The sequence below is a fragment of the Streptococcus mutans genome, from assembly GCF_006739205.1.
GTDB lineage: Bacteria > Bacillota > Bacilli > Lactobacillales > Streptococcaceae > Streptococcus > Streptococcus mutans.
In genome coordinates this window covers 236778-254607 of record NZ_AP019720.1, presented here as the reverse complement: position 1 = coordinate 254607, position 17830 = coordinate 236778, and the positions used below count along the sequence as shown (strand labels likewise).

Annotated in this window: 25 protein-coding genes; 2 read left to right on the top strand and 23 right to left on the bottom strand. The window is 34.4% G+C overall.

Going from position 1 to position 17830, the window contains the following annotated elements:
- Positions 1-54: 54 nt before the first annotated feature.
- The 10 genes from FNL60_RS01340 to FNL60_RS01295 form a co-directional block, all read right to left on the bottom strand.
- Entirely contained in the window at positions 55-1362 is a 1308-nt protein-coding gene (locus FNL60_RS01340; protein ID WP_002263458.1) for an extracellular solute-binding protein, read from the bottom strand.
- Complete coding sequence (locus tag FNL60_RS01335) at positions 1355-2035, bottom strand: response regulator transcription factor (protein ID WP_002263457.1); 681 nt, start codon at positions 2033-2035, stop codon at positions 1355-1357. Before FNL60_RS01335 ends, FNL60_RS01340 begins: the two co-directional genes overlap by 8 nt.
- A complete protein-coding gene (locus FNL60_RS01330) occupies positions 2035-3357 on the bottom strand; it encodes a sensor histidine kinase (RefSeq protein ID WP_002263456.1) in 1323 nt (440 codons plus the stop codon). The genes FNL60_RS01335 and FNL60_RS01330 overlap by 1 nt, the downstream gene beginning before the upstream one ends.
- Positions 3357-4319, bottom strand: coding sequence for a sugar ABC transporter substrate-binding protein (locus tag FNL60_RS01325; protein ID WP_002263455.1), 963 nt, complete (start codon positions 4317-4319; stop codon positions 3357-3359). Before FNL60_RS01325 ends, FNL60_RS01330 begins: the two co-directional genes overlap by 1 nt.
- A gap of 415 nt (positions 4320-4734) precedes the next feature.
- Entirely contained in the window at positions 4735-5130 is a 396-nt protein-coding gene (locus FNL60_RS01320; RefSeq protein ID WP_002263454.1) for a single-stranded DNA-binding protein, read from the bottom strand.
- 86 nt (positions 5131-5216) lie between these two features.
- A complete protein-coding gene (locus FNL60_RS01315; RefSeq protein ID WP_002271268.1) occupies positions 5217-5573 on the bottom strand; it encodes a rhodanese-like domain-containing protein in 357 nt (118 codons plus the stop codon).
- Positions 5573-6004 (bottom strand): MarR family winged helix-turn-helix transcriptional regulator, encoded by a 432-nt coding sequence (locus tag FNL60_RS01310; RefSeq protein ID WP_018110218.1) that lies wholly within the window; start codon positions 6002-6004, stop codon positions 5573-5575. The genes FNL60_RS01315 and FNL60_RS01310 overlap by 1 nt, the downstream gene beginning before the upstream one ends.
- Before the next feature lie 88 nt (positions 6005-6092).
- Positions 6093-6719, bottom strand: a complete 627-nt coding sequence (gene ytpR, locus FNL60_RS01305) for a YtpR family tRNA-binding protein (protein ID WP_002264002.1) — start codon at positions 6717-6719, stop codon at positions 6093-6095.
- On the bottom strand, positions 6716-7045 hold the full coding sequence (locus FNL60_RS01300) for a thioredoxin family protein (protein WP_002264003.1): 330 nt from the start codon (positions 7043-7045) through the stop codon (positions 6716-6718). Before FNL60_RS01300 ends, ytpR begins: the two co-directional genes overlap by 4 nt.
- Positions 7023-7331, bottom strand: coding sequence for a DUF4651 domain-containing protein (locus FNL60_RS01295; protein WP_002264004.1), 309 nt, complete (start codon positions 7329-7331; stop codon positions 7023-7025). Before FNL60_RS01295 ends, FNL60_RS01300 begins: the two co-directional genes overlap by 23 nt.
- A 59-nt stretch (positions 7332-7390) precedes the next feature.
- Between FNL60_RS01295 and pepA the strand changes: the two genes are divergently transcribed.
- Complete coding sequence (pepA, locus tag FNL60_RS01290) at positions 7391-8458, top strand: glutamyl aminopeptidase (protein ID WP_002264005.1); 1068 nt, start codon at positions 7391-7393, stop codon at positions 8456-8458.
- A gap of 55 nt (positions 8459-8513) precedes the next feature.
- Entirely contained in the window at positions 8514-9284 is a 771-nt protein-coding gene (gene proC / locus FNL60_RS01285) for a pyrroline-5-carboxylate reductase (RefSeq protein ID WP_002267840.1), read from the top strand.
- Between the two features lie 85 nt (positions 9285-9369).
- Here proC and FNL60_RS01280 read toward each other — a convergent pair whose 3' ends face one another.
- The 13 genes from FNL60_RS01280 to FNL60_RS01220 all read right to left on the bottom strand — a co-directional run bounded on the left by FNL60_RS01280 (position 9370) and on the right by FNL60_RS01220 (position 17737).
- On the bottom strand, positions 9370-10032 hold the full coding sequence (locus tag FNL60_RS01280; protein ID WP_002266816.1) for a CPBP family intramembrane glutamic endopeptidase: 663 nt from the start codon (positions 10030-10032) through the stop codon (positions 9370-9372).
- A 52-nt stretch (positions 10033-10084) separates the two neighbouring features.
- A complete protein-coding gene (locus FNL60_RS01275; RefSeq protein WP_002263445.1) occupies positions 10085-10525 on the bottom strand; it encodes a hypothetical protein in 441 nt (146 codons plus the stop codon).
- A complete protein-coding gene (locus FNL60_RS01270) occupies positions 10494-10739 on the bottom strand; it encodes a helix-turn-helix transcriptional regulator (protein WP_002263444.1) in 246 nt (81 codons plus the stop codon). Before FNL60_RS01270 ends, FNL60_RS01275 begins: the two co-directional genes overlap by 32 nt.
- Positions 10740-11291: 552 nt before the next feature.
- The gene (locus FNL60_RS01265) at positions 11292-12491 is read right to left on the bottom strand and encodes an acetate kinase (RefSeq protein ID WP_002263443.1); all 1200 of its coding nucleotides are present in this window, start codon (positions 12489-12491) and stop codon (positions 11292-11294) included.
- Between the two features lie 58 nt (positions 12492-12549).
- Positions 12550-13503: a class I SAM-dependent methyltransferase gene (locus FNL60_RS01260; RefSeq protein ID WP_002264244.1), complete on the bottom strand. Its 954-nt coding sequence runs from the start codon at positions 13501-13503 to the stop codon at positions 12550-12552.
- Between the two features lie 54 nt (positions 13504-13557).
- Positions 13558-13947 (bottom strand): competence type IV pilus minor pilin ComGG, encoded by a 390-nt coding sequence (comGG, locus tag FNL60_RS01255; RefSeq protein ID WP_002263441.1) that lies wholly within the window; start codon positions 13945-13947, stop codon positions 13558-13560.
- Positions 13925-14359 (bottom strand): competence type IV pilus minor pilin ComGF, encoded by a 435-nt coding sequence (gene comGF / locus FNL60_RS01250; protein ID WP_002264245.1) that lies wholly within the window; start codon positions 14357-14359, stop codon positions 13925-13927. The genes comGG and comGF overlap by 23 nt, the downstream gene beginning before the upstream one ends.
- Positions 14346-14639 carry a competence type IV pilus minor pilin ComGE gene (gene comGE, locus FNL60_RS01245; protein ID WP_002263439.1) on the bottom strand — a complete coding sequence of 98 codons (294 nt, stop codon included), beginning with the start codon at positions 14637-14639 and terminating at the stop codon, positions 14346-14348. Before comGE ends, comGF begins: the two co-directional genes overlap by 14 nt.
- A complete protein-coding gene (gene comGD / locus FNL60_RS01240; RefSeq protein WP_002264246.1) occupies positions 14611-15015 on the bottom strand; it encodes a competence type IV pilus minor pilin ComGD in 405 nt (134 codons plus the stop codon). The genes comGE and comGD overlap by 29 nt, the downstream gene beginning before the upstream one ends.
- Positions 15002-15316: a competence type IV pilus major pilin ComGC gene (comGC, locus tag FNL60_RS01235; protein WP_002263437.1), complete on the bottom strand. Its 315-nt coding sequence runs from the start codon at positions 15314-15316 to the stop codon at positions 15002-15004. The genes comGD and comGC overlap by 14 nt, the downstream gene beginning before the upstream one ends.
- Positions 15316-16347: a competence type IV pilus assembly protein ComGB gene (gene comGB, locus FNL60_RS01230; RefSeq protein WP_255262721.1), complete on the bottom strand. Its 1032-nt coding sequence runs from the start codon at positions 16345-16347 to the stop codon at positions 15316-15318. The genes comGC and comGB overlap by 1 nt, the downstream gene beginning before the upstream one ends.
- Positions 16283-17224, bottom strand: coding sequence for a competence type IV pilus ATPase ComGA (gene comGA, locus FNL60_RS01225; protein ID WP_002264247.1), 942 nt, complete (start codon positions 17222-17224; stop codon positions 16283-16285). The genes comGB and comGA overlap by 65 nt, the downstream gene beginning before the upstream one ends.
- Before the next feature lie 129 nt (positions 17225-17353).
- The gene (locus FNL60_RS01220) at positions 17354-17737 is read right to left on the bottom strand and encodes a DUF1033 family protein (protein WP_002264248.1); all 384 of its coding nucleotides are present in this window, start codon (positions 17735-17737) and stop codon (positions 17354-17356) included.
- Positions 17738-17830 lie beyond the last annotated feature (93 nt).

Here is a 17830-nt window from a genome sequence, read left to right as displayed (position 1 = left end):
TTTGTATCTTTTAGATTTTTTTATCTAAATTCCCAGTTTTTTTATTTGTTTCACCTACTTTAATTCTTCTTCAATTTCTTTTTGAATATCAGATAAATCATTTTCTACAGTATTTCCTTCCAACGATTTGGTAATAAGATAGCCTGCTTTTTCATAAATAGTATTATAAGATTTAAATTTAGGAGTCGTTTTCGCTTTTCGCATCATATTGTCCAAGGTATTAACAGTCAAAGCTTTTGAACCAAAGCTATCATTTTGCAAAAGGTTCTTACTTGCTTGACTGTTCATTACTGATTTTAAAACAGATGCTCCTTGTGATTCTTCAAATAATTGCTGTTGTGATTTCTTATTGGCACATAAAAGTTTAAGAAACTCCCAAGCTAATTTAGACTGTGAAGTTTTGGACGACATAGCATATAAAGATGTATTAATTTGTATCTTCGCCGTATTTGGTTTTTGTGAAGGCATTTCAACACAAGACCACGAAAAGGAAGAGTATTTTGCAACATGATAAGGATAGGGTTTATAAGTACGATATTGAGCTAGAGTCATAGGGTAAAAAGCAACCTTACCCTCATCAAAATCTTTAAGAGTAACATTATAATTACCATTTAAGCTCTTTAATTTTGTGACTAATGCTAAAGCCGAACGAACTCTTTTGGTGTTAAAGTAAGCCTCTGTACCAGTTTCATTAAATAATTTAACATTGTAGGCAGCTAAAGCTTCTTCCCAACCATAACCTAGACTGCCATATTGATCAATAACACCATCACCATCTGTATCCTTAGTAACTTTTTTACAAATACTATAAAAATCGTTTAAGGTCCATGAAGAGTTTGGTAACTCTATTCCCTCTTTTTTTAAGAGATCATTATTGATGCACATCATAACAGGATTGCTTTCAAAGGGAAGGGCAAATTGTTTCCTTTCAAATTGACCTGAATTATAGGCTGAATGATAAAAGAGCGAAGGTTTCAAATCTTTTTTAATATAACTATCTAAATTAGCTAAAGTTTTTGTTGAAGCTAAAAGATTAAAATCATTTTCAGGAACCATAAAAACATCTGGTTGCTTTCCCTCAACAATTTTTTTAGACAGCCAAGAAGAATAATCTTCTTTTAAAATGCCAGTCTCATATTGAACATCAACATTTGGATGAGCCTTTTCAAACCGTTTAATGACACTATCTAAAAATTGATAATCTTTCCCACTGGGTACATCCCAGCTACTGCCAGCATAAACACCTAATCTCAAGATTTTCTTTTGCCGCGATTGCACAAGAAATAAGGTTAACAGGGCTCCTAAAAGTACCAACAAGACCAATAGGTGAAATTTATACTGGTAAAGCCGTTTTTTAATCATTTTCATCTCCAAAATGTCTAGTAGTAACACCCGTTTGGACTGCCCAAATCGCTAATTGCGTTCGATCACGCAAATTCAATTTAGATAAAATGGTCGACAGGTAATTACGGATAGTACCTTCTGACAAAAAGAGCTTAGCTGCAATTTCTTTATTTGATAAGCCAAAACCAATTTGCTGAATAATTTTCCATTCAGCCTTTGAAATATTTTCGACACTATTTCCTTGTACTTGAATAGCAGAATTAGACTGCGCCATTTGTGAAAACAGCTTAACAACCTTAGTTGCAACATCTGGATTAATCATGGCATTTCCTTTATTGACTGTTACAATAGCCTGGTATAAATCTTCCATAGAGATCCCCTTTAAAATGTAACCAGAAGCACCATATTGAAGAGCTTTAAAAATAAAATCATCATCATCAAAGGTTGTTAAAATAATAACTTTAACATTAGGGTAATTTTCCTTAACGGCCTTGGTACATAAAACGCCATCCATTTTAGGCATGCGGATATCCATCAAAACAAGGTCCGGTTGAACTTTTTTCATACTCTCTAAAACCGCAAAACCGTCATCGACTGCATCAACAACTTCAATGTCTTTATAGGATGACAAAACAATTTTTAAAGATTCTCTGATGAGTTCTTGGTCATCAGCAATCAAGACTTTAATCACTATTCTTCTCCTTTTTTCTTAGGTATTCTTACCATTGTTTGAAAACCATCATCACTTTCAAAGTCCGCATAGCCTCCAATAATAGCTAACCGTTCTTGCATTTGTGTTAAACCATACCCCAATTTAAAATCCTCACAGCCAATACCATCGTCCTTAATCTTAATAATATAGAAATCCTCATTGAGCATATCGATACTGACATGACGGGCATGTCCATGTCGAAGGGAATTGGTAATAGTCTCTTGAATAACACGGAAAATAATATCTTCCTTAGTAATGTCTAAATCAATGTTATCCCAATCATAATGCAGACTGACCTGTAGCTTGGATAATTTTTCATAATCTGCAATCATTTTTAATAAAGCCTCTTTAAGGCTTCCCTTTTCAAGGGCCCCTGGCCTCATTTTTTCTAAAGACCTTCTAACATCTTGAATACCTTCTCTAACAACATCTGACACATTTTTTAGTTGGCTTTTAGCATGATTAGGATCAAAATCAACTAACACAGTAACTGCGTCAATTCCTGCTGAAATACCCGTTAAGGCATGCCCCAAGGTATCATGAATTTCTCTGGCAATCCTCTTACGCTCTTTATCCTCAGCGATTTTCTCAGCCAAAGAAACATAATCATTTAGTTCAATATTAGCACGTGCAGCCATCCTCAGCTCTTCTTCTATCTTATGATTTTCAGCTACTGAATACATGATATAAGCCACTAAAGAAATTAGAAAAACAATGATATTGAGCGAGTAAAGAAAGTTTTTAATAAACATAACAATCAGACGACTGCCACTAGGAAAAAAGCTAATGTAAACATCTAAAGAAGGTAGTCTCATCACCAGAGATAAAAGATCGAAATTTGAGATCAAAAGCATACTAAAGCCTAGAATGATGAAAAGAAGCCAATATTTTTGCTCCTTAACATTATAAAAATTAGCATAACTATAAAAAATATCTGCAAAAACGAGGAGGAACAGCCCATTGTAAGAAAATTGCAAGGAAATAAAGGTAAGAATCATTAAGACAATTTCTGCAACAATCAACCAATCATTAATCTCTTCCTTTTTATTAAGAATACTTTCTCTATAAAACATGACAATGAGAAAGATGGCAAAAAAGAAGAGTGTTGTAAAAAAGATATTTTCAGGGGCTATAGGGACAATATCTAGTTTATCCAAAAGAACATGACTTAAATTTTTAGCCACAATATATTTGCTAGCAAAAAGATAAACAAAAACATAATAAGTAACTGCCAAAAAATTAATAAAAATTAAAGCCTGCTTAGCATATTGACTGTATTTTAAATACTTATAACTATTCATCACTGCCACCCTGTTAAATCATACTTCCCGATTGTTTTCTTTGTTATTAATTCAACGGGCACAACAATTCTCTTAGGATAAGTCTGATTCTTAGATAATTTAAGACTTGCCTTTGTAACTTCCTGTCCCATAGTATAAGGTGATTGAGCTACCGTTGCTTGCACTTCTGAAGTGGCTGAAAGCAGATTTTTCATATCTGGTGAACCATCAATACCATAAATATAAGGATTAGTTGGTAATTTTTCACCTTTTACTGCTGCTAAAGCACCTATGGCTGCTCTATCATTGAGCGCCATGACAGTATCAAATGTTAAACCATTTTCAATAAGTTTTTTTACTTTAGGCATGGCAATTTCTGTCTGTCCTAAACTATCAATTCGTGCAACAACCTGATAGTCCTTATGCGTTTTAATGGTATCAAGAAAGCCTTGTATCCTACTTGTAGCAGATAAAGCATTACGATGCTCTAAAAGAAGAATTTTAGCACCTTTTTGTTTTCGTATCATTTCTTGAGCACACAGTACACCCGCCTTATAATTATCTGAGACAATGGTCGTGTTAATAGCAGAATTATCTTTAAACTGACTATCTACTGCAATAACTTTAATACCTTGCTTTCTAGCTCTTTTAAGACTATTAATCAAGAGTTTGCTATTACCATCAACTGGATTAATAATGATAACATCAACTCTCTCCTTAATAAAAAACCGAATTTGTTCAACCTGTTTTTTAATACTAAGAGCCGGATCCCGCGTATAAAGTAAATCGTGTTGCTCATTAACATTTTTTTCCACTTCAGCATTGAGATACTTATAAAAATCATTATTCATTGTCATATAAGTAGCACCAATCTTAGTTTGCCTTGGAAAAACAGGTTCCTCTTTATAATAAAAAAACAGACTTGAAATAATTAGCACAACAAAAAGGCAGGCTAGAGACTTCACTAAACTCTGTATTTTCATTACTTCCTCCGTATTCTTTTATCTTTCAAACAAATCTTTTTCATTAGTTTAACACTTTCATTACTTCCTGGCAAACGCCCCTCTTATAAGTCAATAAAACTCTTCTCGCCTTAACCAATTTATTTAATAGTTAGAAAATAAAATCATTTATTTGAACTAAAAAAGAATGATTACAGTCCAAAAAATAAAGATTGAACTATAATCACTCTCTTACTTTAGCTAGTAACTACACAAGTTTCTTTTTCTGCTTAATTATTGTGTTTTAGAAACTCTTAAAATCTAAAATATAATATCTCCTGATCATTTAGGAATAAAATAAAACAATAGAATAACTTGCAGAGATTAGGTTTTTATCTTATTTCAATGGTAAGTCTTAGAAAATTCATAGCCTAAACCCTACTTTTGACTTGAAATTTTAAAAAGGGAGTTCCTCCTCTTCCAGAACCAAATCGGCCAAATCATTTTCAGAATTATTTTCACGCATAGCACGTTGAGCACGACTTTCCAGTAATTGAAAGGAGTGTCCCAAAACTTCAGTCACAAAATGAGTGACGCCATCTTTTTCATATTTACGGGTACGCAATTCTCCATCAAGAGAGATGAGACTTCCCTTACTACCATAGGAAGCTATTGTTTCTGCCAATCTGCCCCAAAGAACAACATTGACAAAATCAGCCTGCTTTTCCCCATCTTGACTTTTAAATCGCCGATTGACAGCCAGTGTCACGCGCGTAACAGACTTATCCTTTGGTGTTTTTACCATTTCAGGTGTCGCAACTAAACGACCAATCAAAATAACTTTATTATACATAATACATCTTTTTCCTCCTATCTTAGTATTCGCAAAAAAGAAAGAAAAACAATGCTAAAATTAAAAAAATCTACAATTATCTTATGTCAGCATTTTTCTGTTGGCAAATGCATGCCTTTCCATCCTTCAAAAGCTCCTGCTAATTCATATGCTTTAAATCCTGCCTTCAAAAGAATAAATAAGGCGTGCTTACCTAAAACACTGCCGCCATTCCAATCGTAGACAATATAGGTTTTATTTTTATCAAGCTCTGTCAAATGATTAGCTAAGTCCTTAGCTGGCATAACCTTTGCTCCTTTAATTTGCTCTTTCTTAATCTGTGATGGAGCATTTCTAATATCTAACACCACAATTTCCGGATTTTCTGCTTTCATGGCCTCCAAAACTGTAAAATAATTCCTATATAAATCAAGATACATTTCTAAAAATGCAAGTTTATCCATCAGTTCAACTCTCCTTTCCTAATTGCTTTTACCATCGTTAAAAGCGTTTCTTTTTGTTTAGCAGACAAATGCTTAAGAACGTCTTTTTCTATCTCTTTCATTTCCTGCCACATTTCTTCAACCAAAGATCGCCCTGTTTTAGTTAAAACTAGTAAATTTTGTCGTCTATCTTTTGGATTCTTTTGTCTCGCCACAAAGTCTTTTCTTTCTAATAAATCAACAAGCTGCCCAATTGTCGTACGATCAACCTTGTTCAGTTCACCAATCTTAAGCTGTGTTAACAGTGCATATTGATGAATTGTCAACAAAATACCGTATTCTCTGGAACCGATATCATATTTTGTTAGCTTCTTCGAAAATTGACTGTCCATCTCTTGAGCAATCTTACTAATCTGAAATCCCCAAGAATCTTCTAATTTCAATATAATCACCTTTTCTGATTATCAGTTAAATTGATTATATAACAAAAAAAGAATTCCTGCAAGAAAAAACCTCGTCATTTCATGACGAAGTTTTTTCTCACCCTTTCCAATGTTTCCCAGCATCAAAAGCTTGGCCTATAACAGCATCTGTACTTAATTCAATAATTCCACGCTTTTGAGGAGCTTTAGGCAAAGCTAACTCGCGAGGAGAACACAACATGCCAAAGCTCTTTTCGCCACGTAAGTTGCCTGGAAAAATGAGACCACCGCTTGGCATCATGGCACCTGGCAGAGCAACAATGGTTTTCAATCCTACTCTGGCATTTGGTGCACCAGCAACAATTTGGACAGTCTTGTCCTCAGCAATCTTAACTTGACAAATATTAAGATGATCACTATCTGGATGAGCAACCATTTCTACAATTTCACCAACAACAAACTTAGCTGCGGCATCATTTTCTAATTTTTCTTCAAAACCTTCTTTGGCAAGTTCAGCATTTAAAACCGCCAGCTCTTCATCTGTCAAAAATACCTGTCCATTGCCATTAAGATCAAGCAAATTTGATACCGCAAAAATATTCCAAGCCACTGTCTCCTTATTTTTTTCAAGAAAAATACGAGTCACCTTACCCTTGCGTTCACAGTTTAACTTGGCGCCCTTACTATCTTTAACAATAACCATAAGAACATCTCCAACGTGTTCTTTACTATATGTAAAAATCATAATTTCTCCTCTGTTAATTCAGCCAAAAAGCTGTTAATCTCTGCTTGTGTTTTACGTGATTTATTGACTAAACGGCCAATTTCTTTACCATTTTCTACGACAACAAAACTTGGAATACCAAAAATATGCCAGCGTTGCGCGATTTCCATGAAATTATCACGGTCTACACGAAGAAAAAGAAAGTCTGGATTTGCCAGCTCAATTTTAGGCATGGCTGGGTAGATAAATTGACAATCAGAGCACCAATCTGCTGTAAAGAAAAGGACAAGCTTGTCAGGCTTTTCAAGATAAGCGGCCAATTCTTCATACGTTTTTGGAACAATCACGTTTATCCTCCTCATAACTTATCTGACCATTCTCATAAGTAAAAAGATAGATAGTCTCATCATTCATGACAAGACCACCTCGTATCGTATCTTTGTTAGATTCAAATTCATTGACGTAGAGGACAGCAATCTCACCCAACTGATTAAAAAACTGGCGAAGCTCTGCCTTAATACGTTCACGCTTTCTTTCTTCCAATTGTTTTTTTACAACCGTTCCAAGCAAAACTGCTCCGCCTATTCCTATAAGACAAGCACTTGAAGCAAGTTTGAAGTTTTTACTTTCCATAACCTCTTTATTTTATCATAAAACATGCTAAAATAGAACGTATAGAATTGAGGTTAAATATGACGGAATTATTTGACAAAATCAAAGAAATCACCGAACTTGATGGCATTGCCGGTTATGAGCACAAGATCCGTGACTTTTTAGGCCAAAAAATGACGCCTTTCGTTGATGAAGTTGAAACGGACGGTCTTGGTGGCCTTTTTGGCATCAAACATAGTAAGTTGGAAAGGGCTCCTCGTGTCATGGTCGCTGCTCACATGGATGAAGTTGGTTTTATGGTCAGCGATATTAAAGAAGATGGCACTTTGCGCGCGGTGGCTATCGGTGGCTGGAATCCTCTGGTTATTAGTTCACAACGCTTCACCCTTTATACACGCACTGAACAGGCGATTCCTGTTATTTCAGGTTCTGTCCCACCACATTTTCTACGTGGTAATAACGGCGGAGCTTCTTTACCCAAGGTCGAAGATATTGTTTTTGATGGCGGTTTTGCTGATAAAACAGAAGCTGAAAGCTTTGGCATAACCCCAGGTGATATCATTATTCCTAAATCAGAAGCTATTCTGACGGCTAATCAAAAGAATGTCATTTCCAAGGCTTGGGATAATCGTTACGGTGTTCTCATGGTTACAGAACTTCTTCAAAGCCTAAAAAATGAACAGCTAGACAATACCCTCATTGCTGGTGCTAATGTTCAAGAAGAAGTCGGTCTTCGTGGTGCTCAGGTTTCAACAACCAAATTCAAGCCAGATATTTTTCTGGCAGTTGACTGCTCACCTGCTGGTGATGTCTATGACAATCAAGGTAAAATTGGTGAGGGCACTCTCATTCGCTTTTACGATCCGGGTCATGTCATGCTTAAAGACATGCGTGACTTTTTGTTGACTACTGCCCAAGAAGCTGGTGTCAAATACCAATACTATTGTGCTAAAGGGGGTACAGATGCTGGTGCTGCTCACCTCAAAAATGGCGGAATTCCTTCAACAACAATTGGCGTTTGTGCTCGTTATATTCACTCTCACCAAACACTCTATGCAATGGATGATTTCTTACAGGCTCAAGCTTTTCTGCAAACTATTGTGAAAAAACTTAATCGCTCTACAGTTGATTTAATCAAAAACTATTAGAAAGGAAAAACACAGTCAGATCTATACTATTTATCTCTGACTGTGACATTTGACTATGAAAATTGGATTTATTGGTGTTGGTAAAATGGCCAGCGCTATTATTACTGGACTCAAAAAAACCGATTTTGAATTAATCATATCAGATAGCAGTTTGAAAGCCGGTCAAGACAAAGCAGAAGCACTTGGAGTTGCTGTTGCTCAATCTCATCAAGAATTGGTTGACGAGGTTGATTTACTTGTATTGGGTGTTAAACCACAAGTTCTTGCTTCTGTTTTGAATCCTTTAATATTAACAAAACCGATTTTATCCATGGCAGCCGGTACTTCATTAGAATATCTGGATAAATTAAGTCAGGCTGATTTACCGATTATCCGCATTATGCCTAATCTTAATGCTAAGATTCTTCAAAGTAGCACTGCTATCTGCCGAAATGATAAAGTTTCTGATCAGCTTTTTGAAATTGCCAAACAGATTACGGACTCATTTGGAACAACTTTTGAAATCGCTGAAAAAGATTTTGATACTTTCACCGCACTTGCAGGGTCCAGTCCTGCTTATATTGCACTCTTTATTGAAGCTATGTCAAAAGCAGGATTGAAACACGGATTTCCCAAAGATTTAGCTTTTAAGATTGTCAGTCAAACTGTTCTAGCAACTACGAGCAATCTCATCCAAGGGCAAGAGAAGCCAAACGATCTTATTGATAAGGTATCCAGTCCCGGTGGGACAACTATCGCTGGACTTCTTGATCTAGAAAAAACCGGCTTTACAGTCAGTACCATTTCAGCCATTGATGCGACAATTGACAAATCAAAAAACATGTAAAAAAACTAGGAACTGAGTAGATTCTTAATAGTTAAATGTATCTCTGACTATTAAGAATCTACTCAGTTCCTAGTTTTTTGTCATTTTATTTAAATAATAATAGCAGAAAACCGAGACTATTGTTAAGTGCATGAGTCCAAATACTGTATTCCAAATGTTTAAGTTTATAACAAATAAAAGCTAAAATAGTACCCATTCCCACATAAAGAACAAAACTACCAATATCACTTGGACCATGAAGTAAACCAAAAAGCAAAGCTCCAAGTCCAAAACCAAGTCCTTCAAAACGTTTGGAAAATAGTTGAGGAATAAGTCCCCTAAAGATAATTTCTTCTGTTAAAGGAGCGATAATAACAATAAACATGAACATCAGCAATAACGATGAATTGTTAAACATTTGAGTGATTGTCTCTTGATTATTGGTTGTTGTTTTTCCTTCATAAGTCAAAATGATGCCAGCAATAATTTTGACAATAAAGAGAGCAACAAAACCCAAAGAAGCAATTCCCAATGTTTTCCAACTCAACCAATACTTGATTCCCGAACTAATTAACTTTCTCTTTCTAGCCAAAATATAAAAGCCAATAAGAACCATTAGTTGCAAAATCAAAATAACAATGGATTGCCATAATTCTAACTGATGTTGATTTCTCTGCCAAAGTGCCATCACAATACTTGGCAGTTGACTAACAATAAACAAACCAACAATAGCAATAACTGCTGCCGTTTTCTTTAAAATTGTTTTCATATTTCTCCTTTTTTCTTTATATAATTAATTCTAATAATTAGCATCTTTTACATCACAATAAGTGATTGAAGAACACTCTAAGTAAAACGCCACATATGATTGTCCCATAAAGAAGAATCATCAGAGTAATCAGATAGCTGAAAGCGATATGCCAAAAAGCATATAAAACTACTAAAGCTACTATCAACAATATTAAAACAGCCAAAGTTAACTGTGCTGTCAAACTACGAATTCGTTTATTACGCTCATCATAAGCTGCTATGTAGTAGCGTGTCAATGTCTTATCAGTTGTAGTTTTTGTAAAAGCTATGATTCCCAATAGGTTCATACCAATGCTAATTCCTATCAAAAATCCCGCTGCAAAATCTGACATTGATACACTTAAAGATAAAACCAGTAGTAAACCACCAATACATATCAGACAGCTGCCGATTGCCTGCTGTGATTTTTTATATTCTTCCTTACTTTTTTTCTTTCCTAAATTTTGAAACATTGTTACCATCTCCTCTATTCTCATCCTCAAAGATAAAAACATCTTCTATTGTTGTTCCAAAATATTTAGCAATTTTATATGCTAATTCCAAGGAGGCATTATAACGCCCCTTTTCCAAGGAAATAATGGTTTGCCGAGTCACACTGAGGGCATCTGCTAATTCCGATTGACTCAACTTATTAATCTTTCGTAATTCTTGAATTCTCGTCTGCATCATTGTCCTCCAAGAAAGTTTAATGGGCATTATAAAATCTAACTTAAAGTTTGACTAACTTTGTCTGATTTTTCAGGAGTCCTATCGAATAGACCCATAAAAGAGATAAACTGATACTCGCTCCTGCTAAAAGCTTGTACAACAATCTAAATAGCACTTGTATAGCTGTTATGACAATAAATAAACCAATTAATAGCAGTGTTAATTTAACTATTTGACTATTTGACTAAAGTTGTACTGAAATATTCTTGACTAAATATCTTTTTAATGATCATAGCATATCTTATCCCCCATAATTACTATTTAGTGAGAGATGTCAAATCTCTTTTACATTTATAGTCTAGTTCACTTTACATATTTTGTCAAGCTTATTTTACATTTTTTATAAAATTTATTTTAAGTCTTGTCAAAAAGCCCTTTTGATCTTCTAGATAATGATGAGTATTCACTATTGTACCACATACAGAGCGAAATGAACTAAAATCGTCAATCAAAAAAGCTGACCAATTGCTCAGCCAACTTTTCTGGTCTTATCATATTAAAATTGATAACTTATTTAGTTTTCAAACGCTCGACATCACGTGCAATAACAAGCTCTTCATCAGTGGGAATCACCAAAACTTTAACTTTAGCGGCATTCGATGATATGACCCCGTAAACTGGACGCTTTTCGTTCTTTTCGGTAACGATATCAGCTCCAAGCCAATCAAAGTGTTTCATAATTTCGCTTCGAATATGAGCATCATTTTCACCAATACCCGCCGTAAAGACAATAGCATCAACTCCATTCATCACAGCAGCGTAAGCACCAATATGCTTAATAATACGGTCAATGAACATGTTATAAGCCAAGGTAGCATTCTTATTACCAGCTGCTGTAGCCGCCTCAATTTCACGCATATCATTTGATAACTCAGAAATCCCCAGCAAACCTGACTCATTATTGAAAATACGGCGAATATCTTCTGGTGTTTTAAAATCTTCTGTATTATCCATTAAATAAGGAATAACGGCTGGATCAAGATCTCCCGTTCGTGTTCCCATCATCACACCACCCAGTGGTGTAAAGCCCATTGACGTGTCAACTGACTTTCCGCCATCAACTGCCGTAAGAGAAACCCCGTTTCCCATATGAACCGTAATCAATTTAAGTTTTTCAATCGGTTTTTCTAATATTTTGGCTGCTTCATGAGCAACATAATAATGGCTAGTTCCATGAGCTCCATATTTACGAACCTGATTTTCTGTAAAATACTTATTCGGCAATGGATAGCGGTAGGCAACCTCCGGCATCGTAGTGTGGAAAGCAGTATCAAAGACAACGACACTGGTAATATCTGGTAGAATTTTCTTAAATGCTCGAATTCCTGCAGCATTTGCTTTATTATGCAAGGGCGCTAAGAGTGCTAACTCTTCAACCTTTTTAATGACTTCTTCACTATCAACTAAAGCGGATTCATTAAAGTAAGTTCCACCAGCAACTACACGGTGCCCTACACCTGTGATTTCATCATACGATTTAATAATATCCAAATGGATTAAATCATCTAAGAGAATTTTCACTGCTGCAGTATGGTCTTTAATAGCTAAGGTTTCTGAAGCTTCTTGACCATTAAATTTTACAGTAGAAATAGCATCATCCTTGCCAATACGCTCAATTAACCCCTTTGCAAGTACTTTTTCTTCAGGCATCAAGTATAGCTGCCATTTAAGGCTAGAAGAACCTGCATTAATTGAAATAGTTTTTGACATAATATACCTCTCATGAAATCGTTTACGATAATACAAAGTTATTATAACAAATTATCTCTTAAAAGACATTATCTTCCTTCCACTTTTTAAAATTTTTCATAAATCGTCTTAAAACTTCGGGGTCTTGTAAATCTGTCAAAGGATAGACAAAACTTTCCAAACTTTGTTGCGATTGTTTCTTTAAGACAAAGATTGACTTTATATTACTTTTCTGTTTAAAAATTGCCTCAGGTAAAGAAATAACGGCTAAAATAGTTACATTGTTCTGTAACCACTTTTTAAGCAAAGGACTCTGCTCACTAGTTAAAAGATCCACTGGCGCTAAAAAAATAGCAAGTCCCTCTTTTTTTAAATACTTAAGCGATTGCTCCATCAAAAGATGATGTGCATAAGTATGTCCTAACTTGGCTGCAACCTGATAACGCTGAGCAATTTTATCATTGGGATAAAAGCCAACTGGCAGATCACTGATAATGACATCACTTTCTTTTAAAATCTGAGGCCGCACTGCATCTTCTTGAACAAAATGCACAGAAGAATCCAATACATCGGCAATACTTGCTGATAAATCAATTAACAGATCATCAACCTCAATCCCCATATAATCAATGCTTTTTGAACTGTTATTCACAATAGTCTCTGCAAGATTTCCTGTCCCAGAACCAATTTCAATGATGTCTAACTGACTCTTATTTGTTAAACCTTCCAATAAATAAAGAATAATAAAACCAATACTATCTGGTGTAAATTGGTGATTTGACTGTAATTGCTGACTTTGAGTAGCCTTAATAAAAATAAATTGAAAACTACGACGCCACTCCTCTTTACTTAGATTAAGCTGACGCAGTTTTTTATTATTTTCTTTAATAAAATCATCAGCACCTTCAGCACCTAGATAGCAAGCATTTTGCTCAATTAAGGCATCATAAAGGTGAGTATGAAGTTGAGTTTCCAGCCTTTGACAATTATCTAACAGTAAGTTATAGGCAGCTTCTATTTTTTCAAAATCCATGATTTCCTCCACGATTATCATATCAAAAATGACTTAAAGTCGCAAAGGCAGTAACTATTTTTGAAAATGACGTTTTTCTATAGATTTAGTAAAAGTTTTATTAGCCACACTAAATTTTCCTTTTTCCTTATTTTCTGTTACACAGTTAAAACGATATTGGTAGGACTGACCATCTGTCAAATGGACTTTTATCAGAAGTTCCCCCTCCTGTTTATGATAACTAGACCTTCCGTGATTAAAAGTCAACTGCCCAAAGTTGTCTTTAGCCAAATCTTGAGTTAGATCTGCTATAAGATAAGCTTTACTGGCCGATAATTGTGCCTGATTTTGTCTCTCTGTTGCTACAACACGATTAAGATAAAATTGTAAGAAAAGACTAAAGATTGCTGACATAAACAGAGCATATAGAAGTACGCCTGCTTTAATTTTTTTCATGAAAAGCATAAACAAAAGTCCTTTCTAAACCATCTTTGAAAGTAAGGTCTAATTTAATAATTTTTCCTGATTGACTAAAATTAGCAGCTTTGATCTCCGTCAACATAGGCTGATAACCACGTCCATCACTGTTAGTCTTTCTAAAATCACTTGCTTTTGATTTACCAAAGGCTAAACTTTGATTATTTTTTTGAACATAAAGCTTATTGCTATCCAATTTTTGCAAAGTCGTTCCTTCAAGTTCAGACCGAAATTGCTGACAAAAAAGTAACCAAGCATCTTCTTGATTTTTTGATAAGTAATGAATATTACTACTAATAGCTTTAGTTAGACCATTATAAACAGATACACTACCAGCAATGACAAGCAAAGCAAGGAGACACTCTAAAAGTGTGAAAGCTTTCAATTTACTTTTTAACAAGATTGATAACCTCCTCATGATCATGATAAACTATAGTTTCCCCTTGATTTTTAACAACCGTAACACTGACGCCGTTGAAGCTTAAATGATCTTGCTGAGTTTGAAGAGCCATTATTGCTAAATTCAATATTTCTTGTTTTTGTAAATTTTTAGCTGTTCTTTCCTGATAATGACTCAACTGAGTAAGAATTAAAGTTGTGATGGTTACGAAAAGTCCCAAAGCAACTAAACTTTCTAGAAGAATATAAGCTTTAACTTTCTGTTTTTTTATACTGACCACTTCCTATATATAATTGATAAGTAACTCTTTTTTCATCAGATGTTTGAAAAACAAGTTTTTCTAAAGAAGAATTTCCTCCTGCCTGATCAAAGTGCAAAGTTTTATTCCTCTCTAGTTTGACATCCTTAGGGATTTTAAGTACTTCAACACCATTTGAGATATATTCGCTTTTTAATATTAAAGTCATATCTTGTCTTTGATAAACACTAAGTTTTTGCGTGTCACGGTAAAGATGTTCAAAAGAAAGAAAAAAGAGATGCTCTTCTACTTTGGCAAACGTTTGAGTTATACTACCTGAAAAGCTTAAAATCAAAAAACTAGTAATTGCCAAAGTCACTAAACTTTCTATAAGCGTAAAAGCTTTAATTCGCGACATGCCGTGTTTTACTTGGGTGTTTTGCATAGTAATCCTTGTATGAATTTGCCTGTTCTTGTGTAATATCACCACTAGCTACTAATTTAGAAAGAGTAGCAGAATCGGTTTTATTAAGCTCATAAAGCTCAGCCTGACTTTCTACAACTTTAACCACGGCAGAACCGCCAGTATCTTTTACCTTATCTTTTTGCTTAGTTAAATTAGGAACAAATAATAGTAAAAGAATACTAATAATGAGAAGAACTACTAACATTTCTATAAGCGTAAAAGCCCGTACACTGACTCTCTTGATCTTTTTCATTATAAATTAACCTCCATATTCTGATAAATTGGCAAAAGCATGGCTGCATAAATCATAACAATAACAATAGCTACAAAAACAAAGATGAGTGGCTGAACAAACTGTGTTGCTTTTTTTAACTTTGCAAAAAAGTGTTCCCATGTTTCCTCAGCATAAATTTCCAATTCATTTCCCAATTTTGACTTTACTTCTCCATATTCAATCATAAGGCTTAGTTCTTTTAAAAAGAAAGGATAATCTAAAACTTTTTGATGAAACTCTTGACCTGATAGCAGAGCCTTCTCCATATCATAGCCAATTTCTCTAAAAAGTTGTGACTTTTGATCTTGCATCAATCTAACTATCTGAGCCATTTCTACTCCTTGCCCAATAAGATTACCCCATTCACGCGCATAATAAGCTGTTAAATAAAGTTGCAAATACTTACCAGCAAAAGGCAAATGGCTGCAAAAACCAATTAAATGCAGACGACTGATCTTTCGTGAAAAGAAAGTAAAAATGCCAACTAGTAAAATAAAAAAGCAACATCCCAGCAAGAAAAGTATTGGGAAATTAGAAATCAACCGAGTCGCAAAATTTCCCCTTTCAAGTTGTGGTAATAAATAATTCTTTAATCCCAACATAATAACGACAAGAAAAATCAATAAAATGATCGGATAAGTGATAACCTCAACTAATTTCTTTTTAACAAGTATCAGATTATTTAGATAAGATTCAATCTTTAAAAGACTTTTTTGAGTGTTTCCATGAACTTCAGAAAGTGCTAATTGAGTAACAACATCATCTGAGAATCCCAAAGAACTCATTATTTCAGCCAAATGCAGACCATTCAACAACCCTTGTCGCATTTTCTTTGTGTATATTTCTGCTAACAAGTGACTTCGTTCTAAAAAATCTATAATTTCTGTTAAATTAAAACCACTAGTAAAGAGATTATTAAAAAGCTGGATAACTTTTCTTTGCTTTTTAATCTTCAATTTCTTCTGCTTGTGCTTCTCCTTCAGTGATATATCCTGCTGTAAAAAGGTCATAAATTTGTTTGTTCCACTTTTTTGCTGAGTGGTTTTGATAATCCCCTTTGGCAAAGTCAATAATCCCTCCTCCCCCTATTAAACGTTGATAAACAATACCACGCAAAGCATTTTGTAATTCTTCTGAACTAGTACCCAATTCTAACATCCTAGCATAAACACCTGGAATGCTTTTAGCATGGATAGTTGAGAATACCATTGCCCCTGTAAGACTTGCTCTAATAACAGCTCTGGCGGTTTCTTTATCTCGAATTTCTCCAATAATTAAAATATCCGGACGATGCCTCAGAGATAATTTAATTAAATTATCATAAGTCATATCAATGCTTTCATTAAGCTGCAGTTGTAACATATTATCTTGCTTAATTTCCACAGGATCTTCAATGGTAATTACCTGTTTGGTCCCAAATCTTAGTTTTACCAATTGATACATCAAACTTGTTTTGCCACTTCCAACTGGACCTGAAAAAAGATAAAGCCCTCGCCCCTTGATTTCATTTAAAATCAAATCCATACTGTTAAACCAGAATTTTAAATCGTGACGTCCAGAAAAAAGTAAGCGAATAACCAAACTTTCATAACCACGATAATCTCCTACACTTGATAACCTTAATGAAATAACTTTCCCTTCATCATAAGAATAATCACAAGAGCCCAGCTGACTTCGTCTTTTCTCACCAACATTCATTCCTGCAACAAATTTAAAGTGACTAATAAGATTAGCCATGAAATGATGGTCATAAACATCAATGAACCTCCTTTCATTCCCTATTCTCATATAAAGCTCATAAGATTCTTTTTTAGGAATAATATAGATATCTTGTGCTTTATTTTGAACAGCTTCGGCAATGATTTTTCTACCTAATTTTTGAACCATAAAACCTCCCATCTTATCTATTCGAAAAAACCAGGAAAAAATTAGGTTTTTTATTTATTTTGAATAAAAAGAAAAAAACTGAGAACGAATCTCAGCCTAAAACGATATACAAATACTGAATTAACTTTTCTAATTTTGTCCTTGTTCATTCTTTTGCTTAATAAAACATTTGGAACGAAAAGGGGGATCATTTTGTTTAGTAAATGTTGGTCGAAACCAAGAGCTAGGGGTTTCCTGCCAGTCAGTTAAAAGCGCAAGAGAATGATACCGCTGTACATAATCACCACATTCTTCGCACCAATGTTGATCTTGTTTATTCCAAAAAGCTGTCATAATATCGCCATGACTGTTAAAGTCGGAATAACGACGACGCAATTTTGCCCACTCTTTTTGATAACACTGCAAAGCTTCATGATAATTGTCAAATTCAAGAACCTTGGTAATATCTTCTTTCCAATCATCTAAAAACCACCACGGTTCCATAGCCCCATACATTCTGATTACTTGATACATAGTTTTATTTCCTTATTGCTTTTATTATATAGGAAAATTCTCATTTTTTAAAAAATTTTGCTCGTTTATGAGAAAAATAAGAAAAAGCATACC